A 23,456-nucleotide genomic window follows, 5' to 3' on the forward strand; every position below is an offset into this window, starting at 1 on the left:
GTGTGGTTTTTTTGTATTTTTAATTTCACTAAATAAGTGTTAATGCTTAAAAAAGATCCGCTTCAAATTATTGCTTTTCAGACCTATGGGACTGTAAATCATATTTATTTGAGAGGACGGGCATTGGAAGATGAAAATATTAACCTCGAGAAAAAAGGCGCTTTTAAGTTATTATTTAATGCATGGAAGCGATTTGCTACTGATGAAATTAGAAATACAAGATTAAAAGTTAAACTGGGAAAGGACATTGTATTTTATACTAACACCAATAAAGATGGTTATTTTATTGTAGATGAACCTGTAGAAGATATCAGTGCATTTATAAATGATGAAGGTTGGGTTACATTAGAGTTTTCATATGATGAGGAACATTTGTCCCGCACTATTCAATTACATAATAAATTTCCAGCAGAGATGCTTGTTCCTTCAAAATCAGCATCATTTGGGGTTATTAGTGATATTGATGATACCATTTTGCATACGGGTTTAGTTTCTGTCTTAAAGTGGCGTGTCCTTATTAATACGTTATTGACTTCGGCGGGTAGTCGGATTCCTTTGGAAGGCGCACCTGAATTTTATCATTTATTACATAAGGGAAAGACTGGGCAGGAAGTAAATCCAATTTTTTATGTCAGTCACAGTCCATGGAATTTATATAGATATTTGGAATATTTTTTGAATAAAAACAAGTTTCCAAAAGGGCCAATTATTCTAAGAAGTTTTCCAAAGTTATTTTATAATAGAAATAAAAATAGTAAACCAAGAAAGCATAAGGAGATTCTTAATTTATTGCAAACCTATACGGAACTCAGGTTTATTCTTATTGGGGATATAGGGCAGCATGATCCTTTTATTTATTATGAGATTGCAGAAGAATACCCTAAGCGAATTGCTGCCATATATTTGCGAAGTGTTTCTCATAAAGAAAAAATAGAAAGCGTAAAATTACTATACGCTGAATTTACAGCCATTCCCATGCTTTTAGTCGAAGATAGTATACAGGCTTTAGAACATGCAAAATGGCATGGATTTATTCAATGAACTAAGGGATTCAAAAACGTATACCTTAGGTTTAAGAATATCACGATTAATTGAATAGTTGTTGAGTTTATTAGTTGATAATCAATATGTTTTAAGTGTTTCGTTTTTTGTCGTAAGAGCACATAAAACGTAATCGAATCGCTTGTTTGTAGGCATTGACAGTTTTTTATAAGAAAAAGGTAGTATATTTGAACTGGTAAACCAATCTGGTTGTCCAATATCTATTTGTATTATGAAGTATTATATTTTTCTATTATTCTTAGTTGTGCTTTTGCAGATAAACGCCCAAGTTGTAAGTAATCCAGCCGAACTACAAACTGCTATTTCCAACGCTAAGGCAGGAAGCATTATTGAATTGGTTGATGGTGTATGGCAAGATGTACAAGTTTCTATAAATGTAAATGCTACAAACTCTCAGCCATGTATTATAAAGGCACAAAACCCAGGTAAGGTTTTTTTTGAAGGACGATCAAATATCAGTTTAGGAGGATCATATATTATTTTTGAAGGTGTTATTTTTCAAAATGCTTCGGGGCTAATATCTAGTAATGATAGAATAGAACCTGTTATTGAATTTAGGGATACCAGTAATAACGATTGTGAACATTGCCACGTTAGAAACGTTAAAATTGATACCTATAATGGGACCTCAAGTCAAGAGGAAGATGTATTTAAGTGGGTTATTATTTACGGTGCTTATAATGAAGTGAGCTATTGTTCTTTTCTTGGAAAGAATGGTGTAGGCAGTATCATTAATGATAATCATAATAATTCAACCCCGGATTATTCTAAAATTCATCATAATTATTTTGCCGATAGAGTCCCGGTAGGGGGTGATGTTAATGGATTAAATGATCAAGATGCCATTAGAATAGGAGTAAGTTCAAGATCTCTTACTGATTCTTTTACCGAGGTCTATGATAACTTTTTTAATAATTGGGCTGGAGAAGTTGAAATTATTTCAAATAAATGTGGAAGTAATAAGTACTATAATAATTCCTTCAGGGATTACCAAGGCACATTAACCTTAAGGCATGGTAATAACACTGAAGTTTTTGGTAATTACTTCTTTGGGAATAATAATCCTTTTTCTGGAGGGATTAGAATTATTGGTGAAGATCATAAAGTTTATAATAATTATTTTCAAGACCTTAATTATAGAAAACCTAGTGGGTCAGGCTCCAACACTACAGGAGCTCTTAATGTCTCTAATGGAAAACCTGATTCAGCGCTCAATGAGTATTATCAGGTAAAGAATGTACAGATTATAAATAATACTATAGTAAATTCAGATTATGCCATTAGAGTAGGAACTAAGACAAACAGTACGCTTACTTTGGCGCCAGAAAACGTTTTAATTGCCAATAATATCATGTTAAACTCAAGTATTTCTGCATTTCAAGAGATTACCCCACCAATAGGAACTTCAAAATATGAGGGTAATATTACTCAAAATGGAAATTGGGATTTAACCAATGGTACAAATTCAAACCAGACAGTCGCTTCGGGGTTGTTAACAAGTGGTAGTGATTTTTATAGATTACCATTAGGTAGCGCGGCAATTAATGCCGGTATTGGTTCTTTTTCATTTTTAACCAAAGATATCCTTTATGGTAATAGGGAGGTGAGTTTTGATGCAGGGGCTGAAGAGTACGGCGCCAATGGCTCAGTTGGTCCCTATAAAGCTACAGATGTTGGAATAACTATAGGTTTTGGCGCATTAAATTCACTTGCTGTAGGTCAATTGAATTTCAAGAAAAATGAGATAAAACTTTACCCAGTACCGAGTAATGGGGTGTTAAATTTAATGAAATCTAATACTATTATTGGAGATGTCAAAATATATGACGCGCTTGGTAACTTATTATACACTGATATAATCAATACAAATACAGCCAAAATTGATATAAGTCATTTTTCTAGTGGGGTGTATCTACTGAAAACAAATAAAGCGTTTAGTCGTTTTGTAATCGCTCAAAAATCGTAGGTTCTAAAACAAGCCATTAATCTCGGCATCAATGGTGTTGATTACGTTTCCTAAGTCTTCAGGATTGTCAACGAAGTCTAATTTGTCAACATCTATAATGAGTAGTTTTCCCTTGTCGTAACCATGAATCCATGCTTCATAACGTTCATTTAATCTGCTGAGGTAATCAATACTAATTGAATTTTCATAGTCCCGTCCTCTTTTATGAATTTGCGAGACTAAATTAGGTATTGAACTTCTTAAATAGATTAGAACATCTGGTCCTTGCACTAAGGATTCCATTAGATCAAAAAGCGATTTATAATTTTCAAAATCACGGTTAGTCATTAACCCCATAGCATGAAGGTTTGGCGCAAAAATATGCGCATCTTCGTAAATTGTACGATCTTGAATGATGTCTCTACCACTTTGTCTAATTTGCAAAACCTGACGAAACCTACTATTTAAAAAATACACTTGTAAATTAAAACTCCAACGTGCCATTTGGTTATAAAAGTCATCTAAATAAGGGTTGTCCACAACATCTTCTAACTGTGCTTCCCAATTATAATGTTTGGCCAGTAATTTAGTTAACGTTGTTTTTCCCGCGCCAATATTTCCCGCAACAGCAATGTGCATAATTCTATTTTATTTTTAATTGGAATTTTTCTAAGGTTTCACCGTTGTAAATATACAAGGTTTCATTGACTACAAAAAACGCTTCTATTAATATATTTGGCGTTTTTATTAGCATGGGTTGCTCACTGTTTTTTTTCAGATAATAGAGAACATTCTCTTTTTTTAAGATTAGATTTTCATTATTCTGAATTAGTGAGGTATAACCTTTATTTTCAATTTTCCCCGTCATTCTGCCAAAATAATTATACACATACAGATATGTATCGGTGAGTAGCCAACAGTAATTAAAATCGCTTTGTAAGTCTAAAACAGGGTTTTGTATTGGTACTGTTTGACTTCTAGAAGTTCTTGCTTTATAATCATAAAGCTCGAGTCTTTGTAGGTCCTGATTAAAAACCCAAACGGTGTTATCATGACCCGTGGAAACAAAGGATACATTTAAATAGGGGGTAGAGGTATTGAAATCTACCTTATATATTTCAGCTAACCTATTATCAAGAATTATGAGCGTGTTAAAATCTTTGTAAAACAAATTGATTTTTAGGGGGTTGAATGTATTTACTGAATGGAGTTGGCCCAGTTGTAAATTATTATAGGTGACATTGCCAGATGCGCTTTTGGTGTAGAAAATATTATTTTTAAGATAATAGGGAATGCCAAAATTATCAAAGGATACAATACGTTCATTGTCCAATGGGATGGATTCCATAAATACGGCTTCTACTGATTCTTGAGCGAATTGAGGAATAGAAATAAAAAAAGTAAAATAGAGTAGGTATTTCATTATAGATTGAAAAATACAAAAAACTAGTTATAATTAGCTTTTTTTACGTCTTTAAACGCTATCAGGAGCTATTATTGAATTGAATCTACAGGCATATTAAATTATATTTAATAATTTTTGTTTATTAATTTATTATATTTGTTAAACAAAAATAAACAAACCAATGTATTATTCAATAAAACGTGTCTTTCTTATTACGACCGTCATCATGTTTTGCAATGTGTTTTATGCACAAGATTTTCAAGGGAAAGCCTATTATTTTTCCAAAACACCCATGGATCTAGGACGATGGGGAGCTAAAATGAGCGAGCAACAAAAAAAGGAGATAGCTTCTCGATTAAAAAACAGATTAGAAAAAACGTATATACTCAGCTTTAACAAGGAAGAATCAACATATAAGGAAGATGACAAACTTGATGCTATTTCTGGGGCTACAGATTCTTGGGGCAAGAACTTTACCCCTGGCAATCAGTACAAAAACATAAAATCAAATACGTTTATTCAAAGTCAGGAGTTTTATGGAAAAGTATTTTTGGTTAAGGATACACTTAAAGCTATTGCGTGGAAAATTGGCACTGAGTCCAAAACTATAGGTAATTATACTTGTTTTAAGGCAACCTGTTTGCGCCCGGCTTTTGATTTGTCATGGTATAATTTTTCCTGGAGTGAGCTAAGGCGTCAAAGTCAGAAGGAAGAAGACTCATTGGCAAATAAAGCACAGGAGAAAACGGTTGTACCAGAAAAGAATGACCCTGAAATGGTTGAAGTTGTAGCATGGTATACCCCCATGATTCCTGTTAGTCAAGGTCCAGGTGATTATAGGGGGCTTCCCGGATTAATTCTCGAAGTGAGTGCCGGTACTACGACGCTACTCTGCAATAAAATTGTCTTAAACCCCGGAGAGAAGGAGAGTATTAAAGCTCCGAAAAAAGGTAAAGTGGTTTCTAGAAAGGAATACAAGGCAATAATTACCGAAAAAATGCAAGAGTTTAGAAGTAATAGAGGCGGAAGGGGTTAATCAATAAGGTATCATGCAGTTTGGTGACTTGCTTGCCATAAATTGTTTAACAAAATTTTATGAAAAAGCCATTAAACTAAGTTGAGGCGGTAGGGTCTAAGAGTTGTCCTTATAAGGACAAAAATTAGTCGTTTTTATTTAATAGGTTAACCTTCCATTTCATGAAATTATTTTTTAGAAAGCTTTTCGTTTTATTTTTTGTTTTATTTATTTCCATTCCCATTGAGGCTCAAGACTTTCAGGGTAAAGCTTATTACATGTCTAAAACAGATGTTGATATGAGCAATTTTGGAAGGCCGGATATGTCCGAAGATCAAAAAAAACGCATGGCAGAACGGTTAAAAAGTATGTTTGAAAAGACATACATACTTTCATTTAATAAAATAGAATCCATTTATAAAGTTGAAGAACAGTTGGAAGCTCCAACAGCTGGCAGAGGCGGTGGTTTTTCTAATATCATGTCAGGAGCTATTGATGGTATTAAATACAAAAACGTAAAATCAAATCAATTTCTTAGTGAACATGAGCTTTTTGGCAAGTTATTTTTAATAAAGGAAGATTTGCAAAAAATGGAATGGAAAATGACTGGAGAGACAAAGCAAATTGGTTCGTATACATGCTTTAAGGCCACCACAATAAAAACATGGCAAGATTTTGATATCTCTTCCTTAAGAAGGCCACCTAATCGTGATGAGAACAAAGCGGATGAAAACAAACAGCCCGAACCTGTTACTCCCAAGAAAGTTGAGGTGGTAGCTTGGTATACCATGCAGATTCCTGTTAGTCAAGGTCCTGGAGACTTTTGGGGACTTCCAGGTTTAATTTTAGAGGTTAATACAGATAAAACTACCATTTTATGTACAAAAATTGTACTTAATCCCAGTGAGAAATTTACAATTAAGCCACCTTCCAAAGGTAAAGTGGTTTCCAAAGAGGAATATGTAGAAATCGCAACTGAGAAGTATAAAGAAATGCGCGAAAATTTTAGAAGAGGCGGAGGAGGAAGAAGATAGTTCATACAAAAAGAGATAGATGAAATTAAAATTAATCATAACACTTTCTTTGATAACTACTTTTAGTTTTTCTCAGATAAAATTGGAAGGCGTGGTCAAGGATAGTATTGGAAATCCACTTGAACTAGCTAATGTAGTTGCTATAAATCAAGAAACAAATGTGCTTGATTCTTATGGAATTACCACTGACGAGGGAAAGTATAAGCTAAGTTTAAATAAGAATACATCCTATAAATTACAAGTAAGTTACATAGGTATGAAAACCTTTGAAGAGCTTATTCAAACGACTACCGTCGATATTGATAAAAATATTGTCATGGCAGCCGACAATGCTCTTGACGCTGTAGAGATTACTTATGAAATGCCAGTGACTATTAAGGGCGATACTTTAATATATAATGCCGATTCCTTTAAAAATGGAACTGAACGAAAACTTGAGGATATACTTGAAAAATTACCAGGTGTTGAAATCAATGATGACGGACAAATAGAGGTAGAGGGGCAGCGCGTTAATAAGTTGATGGTTGATGGTAAAGATTTCTTTGATGGAGATACTAAACTAGCAGCAAAAAATATTCCGTCGAATGCCGTTGATAAAGTCCAAGTATTAAAAAACTTTACTGAAGTTGCTCAATTAAGTAGTGTGACAAATAATCAAGATAATTATGCAATTAACATCAAGTTAAAAGAGGGCAAAAAGAATTTTTGGTTTGGAAATGTTACGGCCGGTGGCGGAAGTGCGCCAGATGATCCCCTATATATTTTGCAACCTAAGTTGTTTTATTATAGCCCCAAGTATAGTATTAACGTATTGGGCGATTTGAATAACTTAGGAGAACCCGCTTTGTCTAGACAAGATTTAAGAGGATTTGGTGGTGGTTTTAGATCGCCCAGTGCTTCTAGTGGTACTAATTTGAGCCTTGGAAACAATAGTCTTGGTTTTTTAAGTACGCAAAACAATCGTGCCCAAGACATTGTCAATAAAATGGCTGCAAGTAACTTTAGTTATTCACCAAATAAGGCTCTGGATTTTAGTGGTTTTGCCATTTTTAATAGTAATAGAGTGGATATGGTAGAATTGAATTCTGTAAAATATACAGACCCTGAATTAGGAATACCAGATGAAGAAACCATTGAATCTACGCGGCAAAGATCAGACGTAGGGTTGTTAAAATTAACTGCAGCATATAAACCGAACCCAGATAATCAGCTTGAATATGATTTTTTAGGAAGAATGACTAAAGAATCTCAAGATAGAAATTTAGCATCCTCAGTAATAGGCAAAACAATTCAATTTGAAGAGAATTCTCCGTATAGTATTAATCAGAATATGAAGTACTACTATACCCTAAATGAAAACAATATTTTTGCCTTTGAAGCCCTTCATTTGTTGCAAGATGAGGATCCGTTTTATAATGCTTTTTTAGAGGATAAAACAGCCTATATGAACACAGCTGAACGCCTAGGTTTAGATGATGATCAAGCGGGATATGATATAAACCAAGAGCGACGGGTAAAAACCAATCAATTGGACGCTAAAGTGGATTATTGGAACATATTAAATGCTAAGAGCAACTTAAATTTCACTTTTGGTACCATATTAAACAGGCAGGATTTTGATTCCAATATATTTCAAGTCCTGGATGATGAATCTATATTTGTACCAACACCCACAATAAATGATGGTTTAAGTGAAAACGATATTAAATATAATTTTAGCGATATTTATTTAGGGGTACATTATAGACTCAAATTGGGGATTTTTACTTTTACCCCTGGGCTTTCGGGGCATGCTTATGGTAATAGCAATAATCAGTTTGGAGAAACATACACTGATAATTTCTTTAGAGTGCTTCCTGATTTTGAAACGCGTATTCAGTTTAAAAAGAGCGAAAGTTTAACACTAAGGTATAATATGCGCAATCAGTTTACAGACGTTACTACCTTGGCACGGGGTATAGTTTTAAATAGCTTTAACAGCATTCAAATTGGTAACCCTAGATTAGAAAATGCCCTAACTAATAATATAAGTTTATTTTACAGAAGTTTTAATTTATTTAATTATACCAATGTGTATGCTCGAGTAAATTATACCAATGCCATTGGGCAAATAAGAACATTATCCAATTTTGATAGTGTGATAAGAACGAATACCTTTTTTAATTCTGAATTTGCAGATGAAACGTTTTCTTCTTTTGGGAGAATACAACGTACCTTCGGCAAAATACGAGGGAGTCTGAGAGCAAGTTTTAATTATAGTAAGTTTAATCAAGTTGTTCAAGGTAGTCGTTCAATTAATGAAAACTACAGGCAGTCATATACCCCAGAAATAAGGTCGAATTTTAGAGAAGCACCAAATTTTAGAGTGTCCTATAGTTATAGTGTTAATGACAATAAACAAGGAGGACGTAGCACACAATTTATAACGCATTCACCTAGATTTAGATTTGATGCATATATTTGGAAGTCTTTTACCTTTTTAACCAATTTCACATACAATAGTCAAAGTGACCCTAACGGCGGTTCGCCACAAATATTTAAAATGTGGGACGCTTCGTTATCCTATAGAAAAACAAAAGACTCTAAGTGGGAATATCAAATAAAAGGGACAAATTTACTAGATACAAATTCTCAAATTCGAAATGGGAATAATAATGTTTCAGTGTTTTCAACTGAATATTTAATTCAACCTAGGTTTCTCACATTACGAGTGCGCTATGAAATATAATTTGTAAAAATAATTTTGTAGTGTAAAAGAACAATAATATATTTGCCTCCGGTTTTGGGGAGATACTCAAGCGGCCAACGAGGGCAGACTGTAAATCTGCTGACTACGTCTTCGCAGGTTCGAATCCTGCTCTCCCCACTTTAATAAAAAAAAAGTCTGCATATTGCAGACTTTTTTTTGTTATTAACCTTATATAGAGCTACATAGTATAGAAAAATTGTTCGTTAACAATTTTACCATCATTGACTTCAAAAACACATATCTCTTCCATCTGCTGTCTGCCCCGATCTTTAAAAAGTAACCTCAAAGCTCATTTTACTCACAAAGTGATTATCCGCAATTACCGGATCACTTATTTCTCCACTATGAAATTCAACAACGTTGTCTAACCATTGTTTACTTTTCTCTAAAACACTTTGTTTTCCTGTAATAGATTCTCCATACGGTACGCCTGGCATTTCTTTACTAGAGACATTTTCGGCATAAAGGGATTCAATACATTCAATGTTTTTTCCTTCACGACACAGTTGTGCCCACTGATTTGCTACTTCTTTGGTACTCATAATTATTTAGTTTATTGATGAATACTAAAAATAGGGAATTTAAGAATACCATAATCTTAATGAAATGTTATCATTCTGGGTTTAAAGCTTCTTTATAAACGCTTAAGCAACGTTCTCTTGCAAATTTATGGTCTACAATTAGAGTAGGGTAGGTTAATTCTTGAAAATCTGGCACCCAGGACTGTATATACTCTAGGTTTTTATCAAATTTTTGAATTTGCGTTGTAGGGTTAAAAATTCTGAAATAAGGAGCAGCATCCACGCCACATCCTGCCACCCATTGCCAGTTGCCTATATTACTGGCCATCTCATAATCGTGAAGTTTTTCTGCAAAATATGCTTCTCCCCAACGCCAATCAATAAGCAAGTGTTTACATAAAAAACTCCCCACAAGCATGCGTACTCTGTTATGCATAAAGCCTGTTTTATTCAATTGTCTCATCCCCGCATCAACTAAAGGGTAGCCCGTTTTTCCTGCACACCAGGCTTTAAATTCGGCTTCATTATTGCGCCATAAAATACGATCATATTGCGATTTAAAACTTTTAGTGAGTGTTTGCGGAAAATGCCATAAAATCTGCATAAAAAATTCTCGCCATATTAATTCCTGCCAGAATATTTCATTAGTTTCAGCAATGGCTTTATCTACTATAGATCTTATGCTTATAGTACCAAATCTTAAATGTGGTCCCAATCGCGATGTGCTATCTTTTGCTGGATAATTTCGTGTAGCCTCGTAGCTTTTTATTAAACTAGAAGAAACGCTATAGGGTTTTATAATTTGATTGGGTGTTGTAAACTCCATATCAGAGAGCGATATCTGTGGAAGTCTTTCAATGGACCCTATTTTATGAAGATAATCTTCTGAAGGAAACCTTTGTAAATGAGTTTGTCTAAATCTTTCCTTCCATTTTTTCATGTATGGCGTATAAACTAAATAAGGTTTTCCGTCTTTTTTTACAATATCATTTTTTTCAAAAATGACTTGATCTTTGTAAGTTTTGAAAGTGACATCCCTCGTTTCTAAATAGGCAGCTATTTCTGAATCTCGTGTTCTAGCATAGGGCTCATAATCATGATTCGTATAGACGGTTCTTACGTTATGGGTATCTAGTAATTGTTTAATAATGTCTTTTGGCTTGCCATGGTACATAGCAATCCCAGAATTATTATTTTTACCTAGTGAAAGATTTAATTTATCTAAAGTATCATAGATAAATGAGACTCTAGCATCATTTTTAGGAAGTTTTGATAATATGTCTATATCAAATATAAATATGGGAAGAACATTTAGTTCTTCTTTTAGAGCTTCATAAAGTCCGTGGTTGTCTTCTAGTCTTAAATCACGACGAAACCAGAATATATTGATGGGATTATTCATTTAATATTTTCCAAATAATTCTTCTAATTTCATCGTCCTGTAGTTGAATATTTCTTCTAATTTCGGTTTTACTAGAAATGGATGTACCAATTGACCAATGAATCCAAAAGGCACCTTGTAATCAATAATGTCTTCCATTTCAACGCCGCCGTCAATTTCTTTTATAAAATGTTTATGATGCCATAATGCATAGGGGCCAAAACGCTGCTCATCAACAAAATAGTGTTGGTCAATACTATGGGTGATTTCTGTAACCCATTTTGTTTTTATACCTAATACTGGAGTGACAATATACTGAATAATTTGGCCGGCATACATTGGTCTGTCTGCACCCGAAAGAATGTTAAAACCCATATAATCGGGTGTGATGGTCTTTAGATTTTTTGGGTCAGATAGAAACTCCCATGCTTGTTTTATGGTAATGGGTAGATTTTGTTTTTTATGGAGACGGTAAATTTTCATTTAATTAATTATGAATTAAAATATACATATTAAGAGACGTTGCAATGCATAACCAAACAAAGTAGGGAAGAATTAAGAATGATTTTAAACCTAAAGTTTCTTTGTAATCCACTAAAAATATTAAAACGATTGCGGTTAATAAAATAATTGTAAATAAGCCGAGGCCTATAAGGTGTTGATTAAAGAATATGAAATTCCAAATGATATTAAGAACAAATTGTACAGTAAATAGTAGGACGACTTTTGTGGTTGATCGTTTGGAGTATAAGGCTGCCATATAAATGGAAAAAAAAATCATTATGGTTGTCCAAGCGGCTCCAAACACCCAGCCAGGAGGCGTCCATGGTGCTTTATTTAAATTGGCATACCACTCTGTTTGTGGTCCGCTAGCCATAAGCCAACTTCCAATGGCCAAAGCGCCAAAATTAAGCACCAAGAATAGTATACTTAGTTTAAGCAGCTTCATTTTTTAATTCATTTATGAGTTTTGCAAGCACTTGAGCCTCTGCGAATTTTTCGTCACTAGCTGACCTATTGATACTGGATAGTTCGTGCCATTCTCTCATTAATTTTTTGAATTTTTGTTCTAATTTCTCTTTTTGTGATTTTCTTTTAAATAATCCAAACATAGCTAGTCATTTAAGTGTTTTACAATTTTAGAATTAAGCGGATTGGTTGTTGAAAAATAATAATCAACTAGATTACCGTTATCATCGATTAAATATTTTTGAAAGTTCCACTTAACAGAAGAATTCTTTTTACCATTTAGAGCCTTTTTGGTGAGCCAGGCATATAAGGGGTGCTGTTTGCTTCCTTTTACATCTATTTTTTCCGTTATTAAAAAAGTGACACCATAATTCACTTGGCAAAACGAATCGATGGCGTTGGCGTCTCCAGGCTCTTGGTTTCCAAATTGATTGCATGGCACTCCAATAACTGCTAAAGTGTTCTTATATTTCTCGGATAATGCCTGTAATTCCTTGTATTGTGGTGTGAAGCCACATTTCGAGGCTACATTAACAAAAAGCATATGCTTGCCTTTGAACTCTGATAATGCAATAGCAGTACCTTGTAATGAATTTATTTTAATGTCATAAATAGATGCTAAATCCAAAGTTGCAGAATCATTTTGATTCGAATTTATTGTTGCAAAAAAAGCCTTCAATGGTTTCATAATTCTATATTTTAAAACTTACAATACCGCAATCCATTTCAAAAATTTGACCCGAAATAGAGGCGGCCTTATTTGAGATAAGAAATTGCGCCATTTCAGCCACTTCCTGAGGCGATAAATACTTTTTAAGTGGATGGCGTTCCTTTATATTGGCTATCATTTTATCATTTCTCAATAATTTTGATGCCAAATCAGTATCTGTCACCGTAGGCGCTATGGCATTTACACGAATGTGCGGTGCTAATTCTGCACCAAGCGATTTTACCAACCCCTCAACAGCTGCTTTTGAAGCCGCAATACTGGCATGATATGGCATACCTAATTTGGCTGCTACTGTGCTAAAAAATAATAGGGAAGGTGATTGAGCGTTTTTTAAAACGGGTAAATAATGTTGTGCGGCTTTAACTGCCCCTAAAACATTAATTTCAAAGTCGTTTTTAAAATCATCAAGATTTAGCCTAGAAAATGGTTTTAAATTGATACTGCCCGGACAATATATTAGGCTATCGGCCACATCAATTATTGGCAAATCATCTATTAAGATGTCGCAAGGGTAATGTCTTAAATTAGGGTGATTGTCAGCAGGAGCCGTTCTACTAATGTTTATTACATTATGGGTACCTACTAGAGCATTTAATATGGCATTTCCTATGCCCTTACTACCACCTATTACAATAATTGTTTTCATATGGTTTCAGGGCATGATTGTTTGTTTTATGGCCTGCCCTTTAGCCTTTTTTCAATTTTTTGTTTAATTACTGTTAGGCGTTTCATGAGATCCATTATTTCGGGATCTTTATTTTCCTTGTATACGGCGTTTAAACTTAATATTAAGTCTTTAACTTCCCTAGACGATTCAATGCGTTCACTGGTTGTTTTAAACGTATGTCTGCGCTGTTCGAAAGCCAAGGCTCTATCAATAATCTCCATAGTGTTTTAAATCTTTTTTCTGTTTTATTATGTCGTGAATGCTAGCTAACCTTTCACAATTCGACAATATAATAAAATCTATGAAATTATTGATTTTTATAGAGAATAATTATCCAAATTTTAAATTTTAAATGATAATCTGGTATTTTTTGACTGTTTTGCAAAAGCTTAAGTAAGTATTGGTCCTTTTAGCCTTTTCTCAACTTTTCTTTTAATTGCAGTTAAGCGTTTCATGATATCCATGATTTTTTCATCTTTTTTGACCTTATAAATTTGATTAAGATCTAAAATTAATGCTTTGGCTTCTCTACCAATTTTTACGCGATCACTTGTTGATAAGGATCTTCTCTTTCTTTGTTCAAATTCTAATGCTTTGTCAATGATGTCCATAATATTAACTGTTTAAGTAATTTTGTAATTCTGTTATTTTTTCAGCTTTTTTGAAAGCGCCACCATAGTAAGCCGTAACCGTTGATGAGGTGTCGTCTTTTATTCCCCGAGATGAAACACACAGGTGCTTGGCATCAATGATGACTGCAACATCATCAGTATTGAGGATAGTTTTTAGCTCTGTGGCTATTTGATTTGTTAAACGTTCTTGTACTTGTGGTCGTTTGGCGTAATACTGAACTATTCTATTTAATTTTGAAAGCCCTATAACTTTACCTGAGGATATATAAGCGACATGAGCCTTCCCAATTATAGGTACAAAGTGGTGTTCGCAGTTGGAGTAGAATGTAATATTTTTTTCTACCAACATTTGATTGTATTGGTATTTATTATCAAACAAAGCTACCTTTGGTTTGTTTTTTGGGTTTAGTCCAGAAAAGATTTCATCAATATACATTTTGGACACACGCTGAGGCGTGCCTTTTAAAGAGTCGTCTGTTAAATCTAACCCCATGACGTCCATGATTTCTTCGAACAAAATTGCAATACGTTGTTTTTTTTCTTCATCAGAAAGTTTAAACGCATCTGTTTTCATTGGGGTTTCCAATCCAGTATATAGATGGTCATCCCCTATATCATCCAAAGAAAATCCGTTTAATTTGTGTCCGTTAAGTTTCTGTTCTAATGTTTCAATTTTCATAATATCTTTTTTATGTGCTGTTTTAAGACTTTTGCTTAATCAAAGCACGTTAGCGTTTTGAAATTTTATTACCTGTTATTTGCCTTTGTCGTGAACATTTAAAGCGTCTTTTTTCATTATGTCTCAACTTTTGATGTTTTGTTTTTCTACCTTGAACCCGTTTACGCCATAGCCTGAAACTGCTGAGTTTCATTTCCTTTCTCATGAGCTCTATAACCTCTTGTTCTTTTAGTCCAAATTGGAAATAAATAGCATCAAAGGTTGTTCTATCTTCCCAAGCCATTTCAATAATTCTATCAATTACTCTTTCACTTAAATCCATAAGGCTTGAAAATCATTATCCATGTCATATTTTATTTTAGCATCTAGTACTTTGTCGAAAAACTTTTTATTTTCTTTAAGTGTTCTATTATTTTTAAAATGTATAAACCGTCCTTGCGCATGAATACTAGAACCATTGGACTTAAAAATAACCAGTTGATAAAACGGAATGGCCCATGTGAAATTTTGAAGCCCTTTATTGATATATATAAGAATACCTTTAGTCCTGAGTTCGATATTCGCATAATTTATATCTGATACCTTATTCATATATGACTTAAGATTAGGACTCACATCTTGAATTACCATACGTTTAGAACCTACTCCTTTTAGTTTGATGGACTGTATAAAAGAGAATGGCTTCCCTACTAGGTCATTCAAAATATGTTTGTGATCTTTATTAGAATATGTCGAATTCAGTATCATTTCTCCGTCTTTATATCTCAAATCTACAAAATGTTTAACTTATTTCAAAAATAATTAAACAAAAAAGAATATAATACCATTAGGAAAACTTATAGTAGACCTTAAGTTTATGTTAATCAGTGTTTTGTGTGTTTTTTGAGCGCCTTTTTATGGTATGCTTTTTAAGAATTCTTTTACCTTCTTCTATAACGAGGGGATGTTTTCTTAATTGCCACAAAATATCACTAGCATTTTTACGACTACTTTCTAGATTAACAATAGGGGCGGGGTAGTCTTTGCCTAATTTAAAATTGTAAAACTCTTGTTCAAGTTTGGTCATTATAAAAGGTTGATGAGCAAAAGGTATTTCAAGGTTCTTTAATTCGGGAACCCATTTCTTAATAAATTGCGCATCAGGATCATGTTCCAAACTATTTTTTATGGGATTATATATTCTCAACATATTAATACCCGTTTCTCCTGCTTGCATTTGAAGCTGCGGAAAATGTATGCCAGGTTCAAAATCTAAAAACAATTGCGAAAGATGTGTTGTTGCTTCTTGCCAAGGCTGCCAGAGGTTATGGGTAAAGAACGAAACAACCAAAGCGCGCATTCTAAAATTTAAATAACCAGTATGACTAAGGCAACGCATGCATGCATCAATAAGTGGATATCCCGTCATGCCCGCTTTCCATGCATTTTGATAGGTTTTAGAGATGCCTTTTTTAAGTTTATGAAATCCTTTGTTGATGCTCGATGCTTCCATGGTATGCTCCATTTCAAATTTCTGAATAAAATGTGCTTGCCATCTTAGTCTTGACATAAATGCTGTTAGGTCCTTCTTGTGTTTTGAATACAATGCTAAATTATGGGCTTCTTGATAGACTTCTCTCATGGATAAATTACCCCAAGCAATGTAGGGTGATATTCTACTGCAGCTTTTTCTGGACAATTCAGGTTTAGAAATATGCGCCATGTAATTGGCATGTCTATTTTCAAAAAAGGATTTTAAATATTTTAATCCCATGGTTCGGCCGCCTTTTTGAAATGGTGAATAAGCATCTGTAGTTAAATCTATTGTTTTAAAGTTTTTTTCTAAATTTTCAATGGCACCTATACTTATGAGTTGCCCTTGCCGCGGAGAAAATACATGTGGCTTTTGTGCATAAAAAACATCCATTAATTCATTCCAATTATCGCGATTGTTTAAACCTCTTTGCACGCCATTATTAATGTTTTCTTTCCATGATATAAAGTTGTTTTTACAAAACCTATTAAATGACTTATCCCGATTATACGTAACTAAAAGTCCTGTTTCTTGATGAGAAAAAATATTTTGAACCTTGTATTTTTCGAGTAGACCATTTATAGTGGGAATAATATCAGACTGTACAATAAGTATTTTTGAATTGTATTTTAATAATTCATTATTTAAATCAATTAAAGATTCTTTTATAAAGCCCCAATGCCTACTATTGTAATGTGGGTCATTCAACAAAATGGGTTCAAAGCAATAGAGAAATAGAAAAGGTTTTTTTTCTTTTATTGCAAATTCTATAGCTCCATTGTCATGAAGTCTTAAGTCACGCTTAAACCAAACTATATTTATACAGGTCTTAGTAGGCATCTGGATTATTAATTATGTGATTTGCTCTTTGTTTAATTTTATGAAGTTCTTGCCCATCCATTTTGTTTAGAAGACTATACATCATTTTCATTCTGAAATTTTGTTCTAAATGGTTTCTTTTTGCGTCTAAGAAATTCCAATACAAGCTATTAAAGGGGCAGGCATCCGCTTCCGTTTTTTTATTTTTATTATAAGTACAGGTTTTGCAATATGTACTCATTTTATTGATGTAACTACCAGAGGATACATATGGTTTTGTAGCTATTTTTCCGCCGTCAGCAAATTGACTCATACCTCTTGTATTAGGCAGTTGTACCCATTCAATGGCATCTATATATATGCCTAAATACCAATTGTCAACCTCGTTTGGATTGGTTTGTGTTAATAGTGCAAAGTTGCCCGTAATCATTAAGCGTTGAATATGATGGGCATAACTGTTGTTTAGTGAATTATTAATAGACTGTTTTAAGCAGTTCATTTTTGTTTGTCCAGTCCAGAAAAATTTTGGCAACGGGTTGTAATTCTCTAGTGTATTTAGGGATTTGTATTCCGGCATAAAAGCCCAGTACATGCCTCGCATATATTCGCGCCAACCAATAATTTGTCTTATAAAACCTTCTACCTGCGAAATGTTAATTTCTGTGCTATGCAGTCTATAATAATTCAGGACCGTTTTTATAATATCTTTGGGGCGTATTAGTTTTATGTTTAGGGCAAATGCTAATCGTGAATGAAATAAGTACTCTTCATCGGTGTCCATGGCATCTTGAAAATCACCAAAATGAATAAGTAGATGTTCGCAAAAATATTCAAGCTGCTGAAGGGCCTGAATTCTACTTATTGGGTAATGGAATACCTCTGAATTAGAATGCCCGATAGTGTTAATATTGGCTTTTTTTATATCTTTTAGTACAGCGGATACATTATTTTCAAAATAGATCGGTGGTGGGATTTTAAAATCATTCTTCCACGGTTTTCTGTTGCTTTTATCATAATTCCATTTACCGCCTTCAGGTTGGTTTGCTATGATGAGGATATTATGTTTTTTACGCATATATCTATAAAAATTCTCCATAAGGTATTGTTTTTTTCCTTTAAAGAATTCAGAGAGTTCCGTCCTTGTAGTGTAGAAATGTTCAGTTGAATAGGCCTTAGTTTTTATATTAAGTTTGGAAGTAAATTGAGACAATTGAAGGTCTAAGCGATATTCATCAGGCTGCATATACTCAAAACATGTGATGTTATTCTTTTTTATAAGCCTAGAGAGGTTTTGTTCTAGATTATGTCCCTTGGGTTCATCATTAATTTTAATATAAATAACCTGGTGACCTAAAGATTCAAGATCTTTATAAAATTGACGCATCGCAGCGAAAAAACCAATAACCTTTTGAATGTGGTGGGTCACATAGGTTGATTCTTGTTCCAATTCAAAAAGACAATAAGTAACATCATTATTCGTGGTGTTAAACCATGAGTGCTTTATGTGTAATTGGTCTCCCAATATGAGTCTCAGCGTTTTCATATTTAACGGTTTTGTTGTAGCCAAAGGTTTTGGTAGTGTCCCTGAGGATCGTATTTTTTTGATTGAAGCTCCATATTAAACATTCTATTTCTGGGGTCGTTGCCAACTCCTGCTAGATACATCCAGTTGCCATAATTACTATGTACATCATAATCTATAAGTAAGGACTCAAAATAGGCAGCTCCAATTCTCCAATCAATTTTTAATTCCTTGGCAAAAAAGGATGCTACATTCTGTCTACCTCTATTGCTCATCCAGCCAGTTTTCTTAAGCTCTATCATATTGGCGTTTACAAATGGAGATCTAGTAGAGCCATTAACCCAAGACCGAATGGCGTTTTGATCTGTAATCCAATCTTGACTTTTATTGAGTATGCCTTCAATTCTAAAAAAACTGTTATTATATTTTAATGACATGTATTTAAAAAAATCACGCCAAATTAATTCAAAAATGAGCCAATATGTAGATTGATTTTTGAAGTTATCTTTTTCGAATTGTTTGATGTTCCAGTAGATAGTTCGAGCCGAAATACTGCCATTTGCTAACCAAGCCGAGAATTTTGAACTAAAATCTTTGCCTATAAGTTCATTTCTGGTGTTTTTATAGTTACCTATTTTTTTTGTTTCAAATAAATAATTGTTCAGCCTATTTATGGCACTGTTTTCTCCTCCTTTGAATGGAAAGGCCGTATCTGTGGCTGTTTTAAAGTTTTCAAATCCTAAATCCTTCAAATTTGGGATTTTAGTGGTGTTTTCTAAAGTGCTATTTGAGTAAACTGACTTAGTTGTAGTACTTGGTCTAACCACTGCAGTGCGTTCTACAACTTTTCTAAAGTCTGTAAATAATAGAGGTAGTTCTGAAAATGCCAATTTTAGGTCATCTGGATGATAAAGGAATTGATCAAAATACTCATCGAATTCTACATTACTTGGTAGGTTGTTATTTACTAGATTCAGGACATGATTTTCTTCACTAGTCCATTCCTTTTGCAGATAGAACTTAGTAATATTATGGTCAAAAATAAGTTGGTTAATTATCAATTCAGGTTTGGCCTTAAATACAAATAATTCAATGTTTAAATTTTTAAGATTAGTTCTTAGTTCATGTATAGTTTGAATTAAAAACTGAGCACGGTATTTTTCTGTTTTTTTAAAGCCATAATGCGTGTTTTGAAAATGTCTGGGATCAAAAAAATAAGCAGCAATTACTGTTTTGTTTTCTGCTATTGCGCTATTTAATACCGTGTTGTCATGAACGCGAAGATTATTCCTAAACCAAACTAAACCTGTTTTGTCTTGTTTCTTCTGCATTTCTCACTACAATATTTAACGTTATTCCAGTTATTGCGCCATTTTTTTCTCCAAGTAAAGTTTAGATTGCAAACAGCACATATTTTATGAGGTATATTTTTCTTGGGATTCCTTAACATGTACCAGTTTGTTTATCATTCCTGAAAAGATAAAGCCATGAAATGGAAGGACACTATTCCAATATAGTCGGCCCCACAAGCCTCGGGGCCTAAAAGTGGCCGTTTGTTTGAGTATGTCGTCTTCAATTTTAAATTCAAGCCATGCTTCACCCGGCAATCTCATTTCGGCATATAACAAAAGTTTCTGCTGTTCCTTATCGGCAAAAATCACACGCCAAAAGTCTAAGGCATCACCAGCATCCAATTCTGTTGGACTTGTTCTACCACGACGTAAACCAATACCACCAAAAATTTTGTCAATATACCCTCTAATTCGCCATAGCATATTACCATAGTACCATCCATTTGTTCCACCAATACTCCAAATTTTATCCAGAGTTAACTTTAAGTTGGTTACCGGGCGCTGCTTGTAATCTTTAAAACAACCAAACTTTGGTACATTAATGTATTTATGAAGATTATTGCGTAACCTACCACTACTAATCATGGAATCCTTCCAGCTTGAAACAATACCGTTTTGTTCTATTTTTTCAAAGGCTAGCGCTACGGCTTGTTTATAAGGTATGGGGTGAATATTAAGCAATTGATTAATATTACTAGGTTTTCCAATAATTTGTACGCCCATACTATCTACTAATGAAGTGGCTAATTTATAAGATGTAGAAGTAACAAAATATAACCAATACGAGGACAACTTGGGCGTCATTACGGGAACCGTAAGTATATATCTTTTCAGGCCTCTAACTTCTGCAAACTGCAGCAGCATTTCTTTGTAGGTGATAACTTCTGGACCGAATACATCGTATGATTTATTATATAAAAGCGTATTGCCAGCTCCTTTATGCAGAAACCCTAATACATCTCTAACAGCGAGGGGTTGTGTTTTTGTGTTCAGCCATTTAGGCGCAATCATAAAAGGTAGCTTTTCAACTAGGTCTCTTATGATTTCGAAGGATGAACTGCCCGATCCAACAATGATTCCCGCTTTAAAGGTTGTAAGCGCATATTTATTTGATGCAAGTGTATCTTCAACTAGTTTTCTTGAACTGAGATGTTTTGAAAGTTTCTCATCATTAGTAATGCCACTCAAGTAAATCACTTGCTTAATGTCCGTCTTTTCAATAGATGTTTTAAAATTTACTGCACACTGTTCTTCTAATAATTTAAAATCTTCAGATGCATTAGACATAGAGTGTATTAAGTAGTAGGCAACATCAATATTTTTAGGAATATTCTTTAAAGTTTCAGGCTTTAAAAAATCCATTTCAATGACAAAAACATTGTCTTCCTCTGCATAGCTTTTATCGGCTCTTAAACGATCTCTTACAGCGCATATCACGGTATGGCCATCCTCTAATAGAAGCGGAATGAGCCTTTTTCCAATATATCCGGTAGCACCTGTAACAAGAATGGTCATTAGTTAAAGATTAACGGTTTGGGTCTTTGATAGCCATAGCGCGAGCTTGACTCTGGAACAGTATACCCATCTAGTCCATTAATTGCTGCTACTTGCGCTTTTTTAAGGTCAATAAACCCATCATTTTCAATGAGATTATTTTCAATATATAAACCAATTATTTTTCCAATGACTAAGATGGTGTTATTGGCTTTTATATGATATTCTTCAACGAACTGCATCGCTAATTGTATGGGGGTGCCGGACACAAAAGGAGCGTAAAAATCGTTTTTGTATTCAGCATCAAGATTGGTTACATCAAATTCTGATATTGAAGATTTGTACTTTGCTGAGGTATGATGCGCTTCTTCTCGAATAGCTTTATGTATGTGATTGATAGTGTAGAGCCCGGTTTCCTTTATGTTTTCATAGGTGTTTCTTATTACAGTAGTAGGTCTTAAGAAAAAACCAAACATTGCTGGGCTAGATCCTATATGCGTTACAGAGCTAAAGACTGCTACATTTTCAATACCATTTTTAGATTTGCTCCCAATGAGGTTAGCAGATTTATATCCAGAACAACTATTTATTAAGTTGATTTTGAATATATGGTCTAATTCTTTAAGGTTTGATTCACTGTAATATTTCATGACAGTCTAAGGTAGTTATTTATTTTAATGTTTTGAGCCTTAAGGTCAAACATTAAATTGTACAGTCCGAAGAAAGTCCTATTTATGTATATAAAATGTTTTGAACCTCTATTTCCGTTCATTTTTTTTAAGTCCGCACTTTTTGAATAGCGTTCACCAAGTTCTGCAATCTGCTTGAAGAAATGGGCATCTGAGAAATCAAAAGTTGCTTCATGAAAAGGTTTAGTAAATAAACTTAGCATGTCATGAAACATGGCTGTGAAAAAATCTAGTTCGGCTTGACTGTCGTCGTCTTTTAAAATTTCAAGTTCATAGAGTTTTTCAACAAAAGCGGTATTATTATCAATAACCTCCTTTTGAGCTAACTCGAAATAAGGTGTATAAAAATCTTGAGGGATTGTTTTCATACACCCAAAATCGAGTGCTATTAATTTTCCTTTTTCTGATACTAAAAAATTTCCTGGGTGCGGATCTGCATGTACTTTTTTTAGATTATGAATTTGAAACATATAAAAGTCCCACAGGGCCTGCCCTAATTGGTTTGCTTTATTTTGGTCTGTATTATGTGCCGTAAATTCAGAAAGATGCTCACCATTCATAAAATCCATGGTAATAATACGTTCCGAAGAGTATTTTTCATAATATTTGGGGAATTCAAGATTGGAAATATGCGCACATGCTGTAGCAATTTCCTTGCTTTGTTTCATTTCTAGGATATAATTCGTTTCTTCAATAAGTTTATATTCTACCTCTTTGAAATACTTGTCAGAATCTTTTCCTTTTATATTAAACATGCTCATAGCTATGGGTTTTACCATTGCTAAATCAGAAGCGATACTTTCTGCAACTCCTGGGTATTGGATTTTCACAGCTAGTTTTTTCCCATTTTTCATTGCAATATGCACCTGACCGATGCTTGCAGCGTTAACAGAAGTTGCATTAAAAGTATCAAAAATTTCATGTGGTGTTTTACCGAAATATTTTTTAAAGGTTTTAAGAACCAGTGGAGGTGATAACGGTGGTACAGAAAATTGTGCCAGCGAAAACTTCTCAACATAGGCCTGCGGTAGAATGCTTTTTTCCATGCTTAACATTTGAGCTACCTTTAGAGCACTGCCCTTAAGCTGTTTTAAGCCATCATAAATATCTTCCGCATTGTTTTTATTTAAACGTTGTCTAGCCTGTTCAGCCGTATTAACCATTTTGTCACCATAATATTTAATATAGTTAGCGCCTACTTTAGCTCCAGTAGAAATTAATTTAGTGGCGCGTTGAATTTTTGTTGTTGGTATATTATCTATGGTTTTCATATGTTTT

27 protein-coding genes and 1 tRNA gene are annotated in these 23,456 nt (G+C 33.8%); 6 read left to right on the forward strand and 22 right to left on the reverse strand.

Annotation, left to right across the window (positions count from 1 at the left end; genetic code table 11):
• Positions 1-42: 42 nt before the first annotated feature.
• Both IE051_RS15820 and IE051_RS15825 read left to right on the forward strand, forming a co-directional pair.
• Complete coding sequence (locus IE051_RS15820; RefSeq protein ID WP_189362381.1) at positions 43-1,041, forward strand: App1 family protein phosphatidate phosphatase; 999 nt, start codon at positions 43-45, stop codon at positions 1,039-1,041.
• A gap of 232 nt (positions 1,042-1,273) precedes the next feature.
• Positions 1,274-3,028 (forward strand): chondroitinase-B domain-containing protein, encoded by a 1,755-nt coding sequence (locus IE051_RS15825; protein ID WP_189362382.1) that lies wholly within the window; start codon positions 1,274-1,276, stop codon positions 3,026-3,028.
• Between the two features lie 3 nt (positions 3,029-3,031).
• Here the strand turns inward: IE051_RS15825 and IE051_RS15830 are convergent, their stop codons facing one another.
• Positions 3,032-3,646: a deoxynucleoside kinase gene (locus IE051_RS15830; protein WP_189362383.1), complete on the reverse strand. Its 615-nt coding sequence runs from the start codon at positions 3,644-3,646 to the stop codon at positions 3,032-3,034.
• A gap of 4 nt (positions 3,647-3,650) precedes the next feature.
• Positions 3,651-4,430: a hypothetical protein gene (locus IE051_RS15835; protein ID WP_189362384.1), complete on the reverse strand. Its 780-nt coding sequence runs from the start codon at positions 4,428-4,430 to the stop codon at positions 3,651-3,653.
• 163 nt (positions 4,431-4,593) lie between these two features.
• On the opposite strand from IE051_RS15835, the gene IE051_RS15840 reads away from it, so the two are divergent.
• The 4 genes from IE051_RS15840 to IE051_RS15855 all read left to right on the forward strand — a co-directional run bounded on the left by IE051_RS15840 (position 4,594) and on the right by IE051_RS15855 (position 9,327).
• The gene (locus IE051_RS15840; protein WP_189362385.1) at positions 4,594-5,448 is read left to right on the forward strand and encodes a GLPGLI family protein; all 855 of its coding nucleotides are present in this window, start codon (positions 4,594-4,596) and stop codon (positions 5,446-5,448) included.
• A gap of 161 nt (positions 5,449-5,609) precedes the next feature.
• Entirely contained in the window at positions 5,610-6,461 is an 852-nt protein-coding gene (locus IE051_RS15845) for a GLPGLI family protein (protein WP_189362386.1), read from the forward strand.
• A 19-nt stretch (positions 6,462-6,480) separates the two neighbouring features.
• A complete protein-coding gene (locus IE051_RS15850) occupies positions 6,481-9,189 on the forward strand; it encodes a TonB-dependent receptor (protein ID WP_189362387.1) in 2,709 nt (902 codons plus the stop codon).
• Positions 9,190-9,245: 56 nt separating this feature from the next.
• Positions 9,246-9,327 (forward strand) — tRNA-Tyr (locus tag IE051_RS15855).
• A 61-nt stretch (positions 9,328-9,388) separates the two neighbouring features.
• Here the strand turns inward: IE051_RS15855 and IE051_RS18735 are convergent.
• The 20 genes from IE051_RS18735 to IE051_RS15950 form a co-directional block, all read right to left on the reverse strand.
• On the reverse strand, positions 9,389-9,460 hold the full coding sequence (locus IE051_RS18735; RefSeq protein ID WP_308427737.1) for a SnoaL-like domain-containing protein: 72 nt from the start codon (positions 9,458-9,460) through the stop codon (positions 9,389-9,391).
• 19 nt (positions 9,461-9,479) lie between these two features.
• Positions 9,480-9,752: a SnoaL-like domain-containing protein gene (locus IE051_RS15860; RefSeq protein ID WP_229796842.1), complete on the reverse strand. Its 273-nt coding sequence runs from the start codon at positions 9,750-9,752 to the stop codon at positions 9,480-9,482.
• Positions 9,753-9,822: 70 nt separating this feature from the next.
• Positions 9,823-11,133 carry a cryptochrome/photolyase family protein gene (locus IE051_RS15865; RefSeq protein WP_189362388.1) on the reverse strand — a complete coding sequence of 437 codons (1,311 nt, stop codon included), beginning with the start codon at positions 11,131-11,133 and terminating at the stop codon, positions 9,823-9,825.
• Positions 11,134-11,595 (reverse strand): SRPBCC family protein, encoded by a 462-nt coding sequence (locus IE051_RS15870; RefSeq protein WP_189362389.1) that lies wholly within the window; start codon positions 11,593-11,595, stop codon positions 11,134-11,136.
• A 4-nt stretch (positions 11,596-11,599) separates the two neighbouring features.
• Positions 11,600-12,061 (reverse strand): TspO/MBR family protein, encoded by a 462-nt coding sequence (locus tag IE051_RS15875; protein WP_189362390.1) that lies wholly within the window; start codon positions 12,059-12,061, stop codon positions 11,600-11,602.
• Positions 12,048-12,224, reverse strand: coding sequence for a Lacal_2735 family protein (locus tag IE051_RS15880; protein WP_189362391.1), 177 nt, complete (start codon positions 12,222-12,224; stop codon positions 12,048-12,050). Before IE051_RS15880 ends, IE051_RS15875 begins: the two co-directional genes overlap by 14 nt.
• Before the next feature lie 2 nt (positions 12,225-12,226).
• Positions 12,227-12,769, reverse strand: coding sequence for a glutathione peroxidase (locus IE051_RS15885; protein ID WP_189362392.1), 543 nt, complete (start codon positions 12,767-12,769; stop codon positions 12,227-12,229).
• A gap of 4 nt (positions 12,770-12,773) precedes the next feature.
• The gene (locus tag IE051_RS15890) at positions 12,774-13,457 is read right to left on the reverse strand and encodes an SDR family NAD(P)-dependent oxidoreductase (RefSeq protein WP_189362393.1); all 684 of its coding nucleotides are present in this window, start codon (positions 13,455-13,457) and stop codon (positions 12,774-12,776) included.
• Between the two features lie 26 nt (positions 13,458-13,483).
• Complete coding sequence (locus tag IE051_RS15895; protein ID WP_189362394.1) at positions 13,484-13,699, reverse strand: hypothetical protein; 216 nt, start codon at positions 13,697-13,699, stop codon at positions 13,484-13,486.
• A gap of 168 nt (positions 13,700-13,867) precedes the next feature.
• Entirely contained in the window at positions 13,868-14,089 is a 222-nt protein-coding gene (locus IE051_RS15900; protein ID WP_189362395.1) for a hypothetical protein, read from the reverse strand.
• 4 nt (positions 14,090-14,093) lie between these two features.
• Complete coding sequence (gene folE, locus IE051_RS15905; protein ID WP_189362396.1) at positions 14,094-14,789, reverse strand: GTP cyclohydrolase I FolE; 696 nt, start codon at positions 14,787-14,789, stop codon at positions 14,094-14,096.
• Between the two features lie 49 nt (positions 14,790-14,838).
• Complete coding sequence (locus tag IE051_RS15910; RefSeq protein ID WP_189362397.1) at positions 14,839-15,111, reverse strand: TIGR03643 family protein; 273 nt, start codon at positions 15,109-15,111, stop codon at positions 14,839-14,841.
• Positions 15,102-15,536 (reverse strand): hypothetical protein, encoded by a 435-nt coding sequence (locus IE051_RS15915; RefSeq protein WP_189362451.1) that lies wholly within the window; start codon positions 15,534-15,536, stop codon positions 15,102-15,104. Before IE051_RS15915 ends, IE051_RS15910 begins: the two co-directional genes overlap by 10 nt.
• Before the next feature lie 112 nt (positions 15,537-15,648).
• Positions 15,649-17,142 (reverse strand): cryptochrome/deoxyribodipyrimidine photo-lyase family protein, encoded by a 1,494-nt coding sequence (locus tag IE051_RS15920; protein ID WP_189362398.1) that lies wholly within the window; start codon positions 17,140-17,142, stop codon positions 15,649-15,651.
• Positions 17,132-18,664, reverse strand: coding sequence for a cryptochrome/photolyase family protein (locus IE051_RS15925; protein ID WP_189362399.1), 1,533 nt, complete (start codon positions 18,662-18,664; stop codon positions 17,132-17,134). The genes IE051_RS15920 and IE051_RS15925 overlap by 11 nt, the downstream gene beginning before the upstream one ends.
• Before the next feature lie 2 nt (positions 18,665-18,666).
• Positions 18,667-19,974, reverse strand: coding sequence for a DASH family cryptochrome (locus tag IE051_RS15930; RefSeq protein WP_189362400.1), 1,308 nt, complete (start codon positions 19,972-19,974; stop codon positions 18,667-18,669).
• On the reverse strand, positions 19,944-20,093 hold the full coding sequence (locus IE051_RS15935) for a DUF2256 domain-containing protein (protein WP_189362401.1): 150 nt from the start codon (positions 20,091-20,093) through the stop codon (positions 19,944-19,946). The genes IE051_RS15930 and IE051_RS15935 overlap by 31 nt, the downstream gene beginning before the upstream one ends.
• On the reverse strand, positions 20,059-21,510 hold the full coding sequence (locus tag IE051_RS15940; protein WP_189362402.1) for an SDR family oxidoreductase: 1,452 nt from the start codon (positions 21,508-21,510) through the stop codon (positions 20,059-20,061). The genes IE051_RS15935 and IE051_RS15940 overlap by 35 nt, the downstream gene beginning before the upstream one ends.
• Positions 21,510-22,139, reverse strand: coding sequence for a flavin reductase family protein (locus IE051_RS15945; protein WP_189362403.1), 630 nt, complete (start codon positions 22,137-22,139; stop codon positions 21,510-21,512). The genes IE051_RS15940 and IE051_RS15945 overlap by 1 nt, the downstream gene beginning before the upstream one ends.
• Complete coding sequence (locus tag IE051_RS15950; protein WP_189362404.1) at positions 22,136-23,449, reverse strand: ABC1 kinase family protein; 1,314 nt, start codon at positions 23,447-23,449, stop codon at positions 22,136-22,138. Before IE051_RS15950 ends, IE051_RS15945 begins: the two co-directional genes overlap by 4 nt.
• Positions 23,450-23,456: the final 7 nt, after the last annotated feature.

Source organism: Algibacter mikhailovii (assembly GCF_014651495.1).
GTDB classification, from domain to species: Bacteria; Bacteroidota; Bacteroidia; order Flavobacteriales; family Flavobacteriaceae; genus Algibacter_E; species Algibacter_E mikhailovii.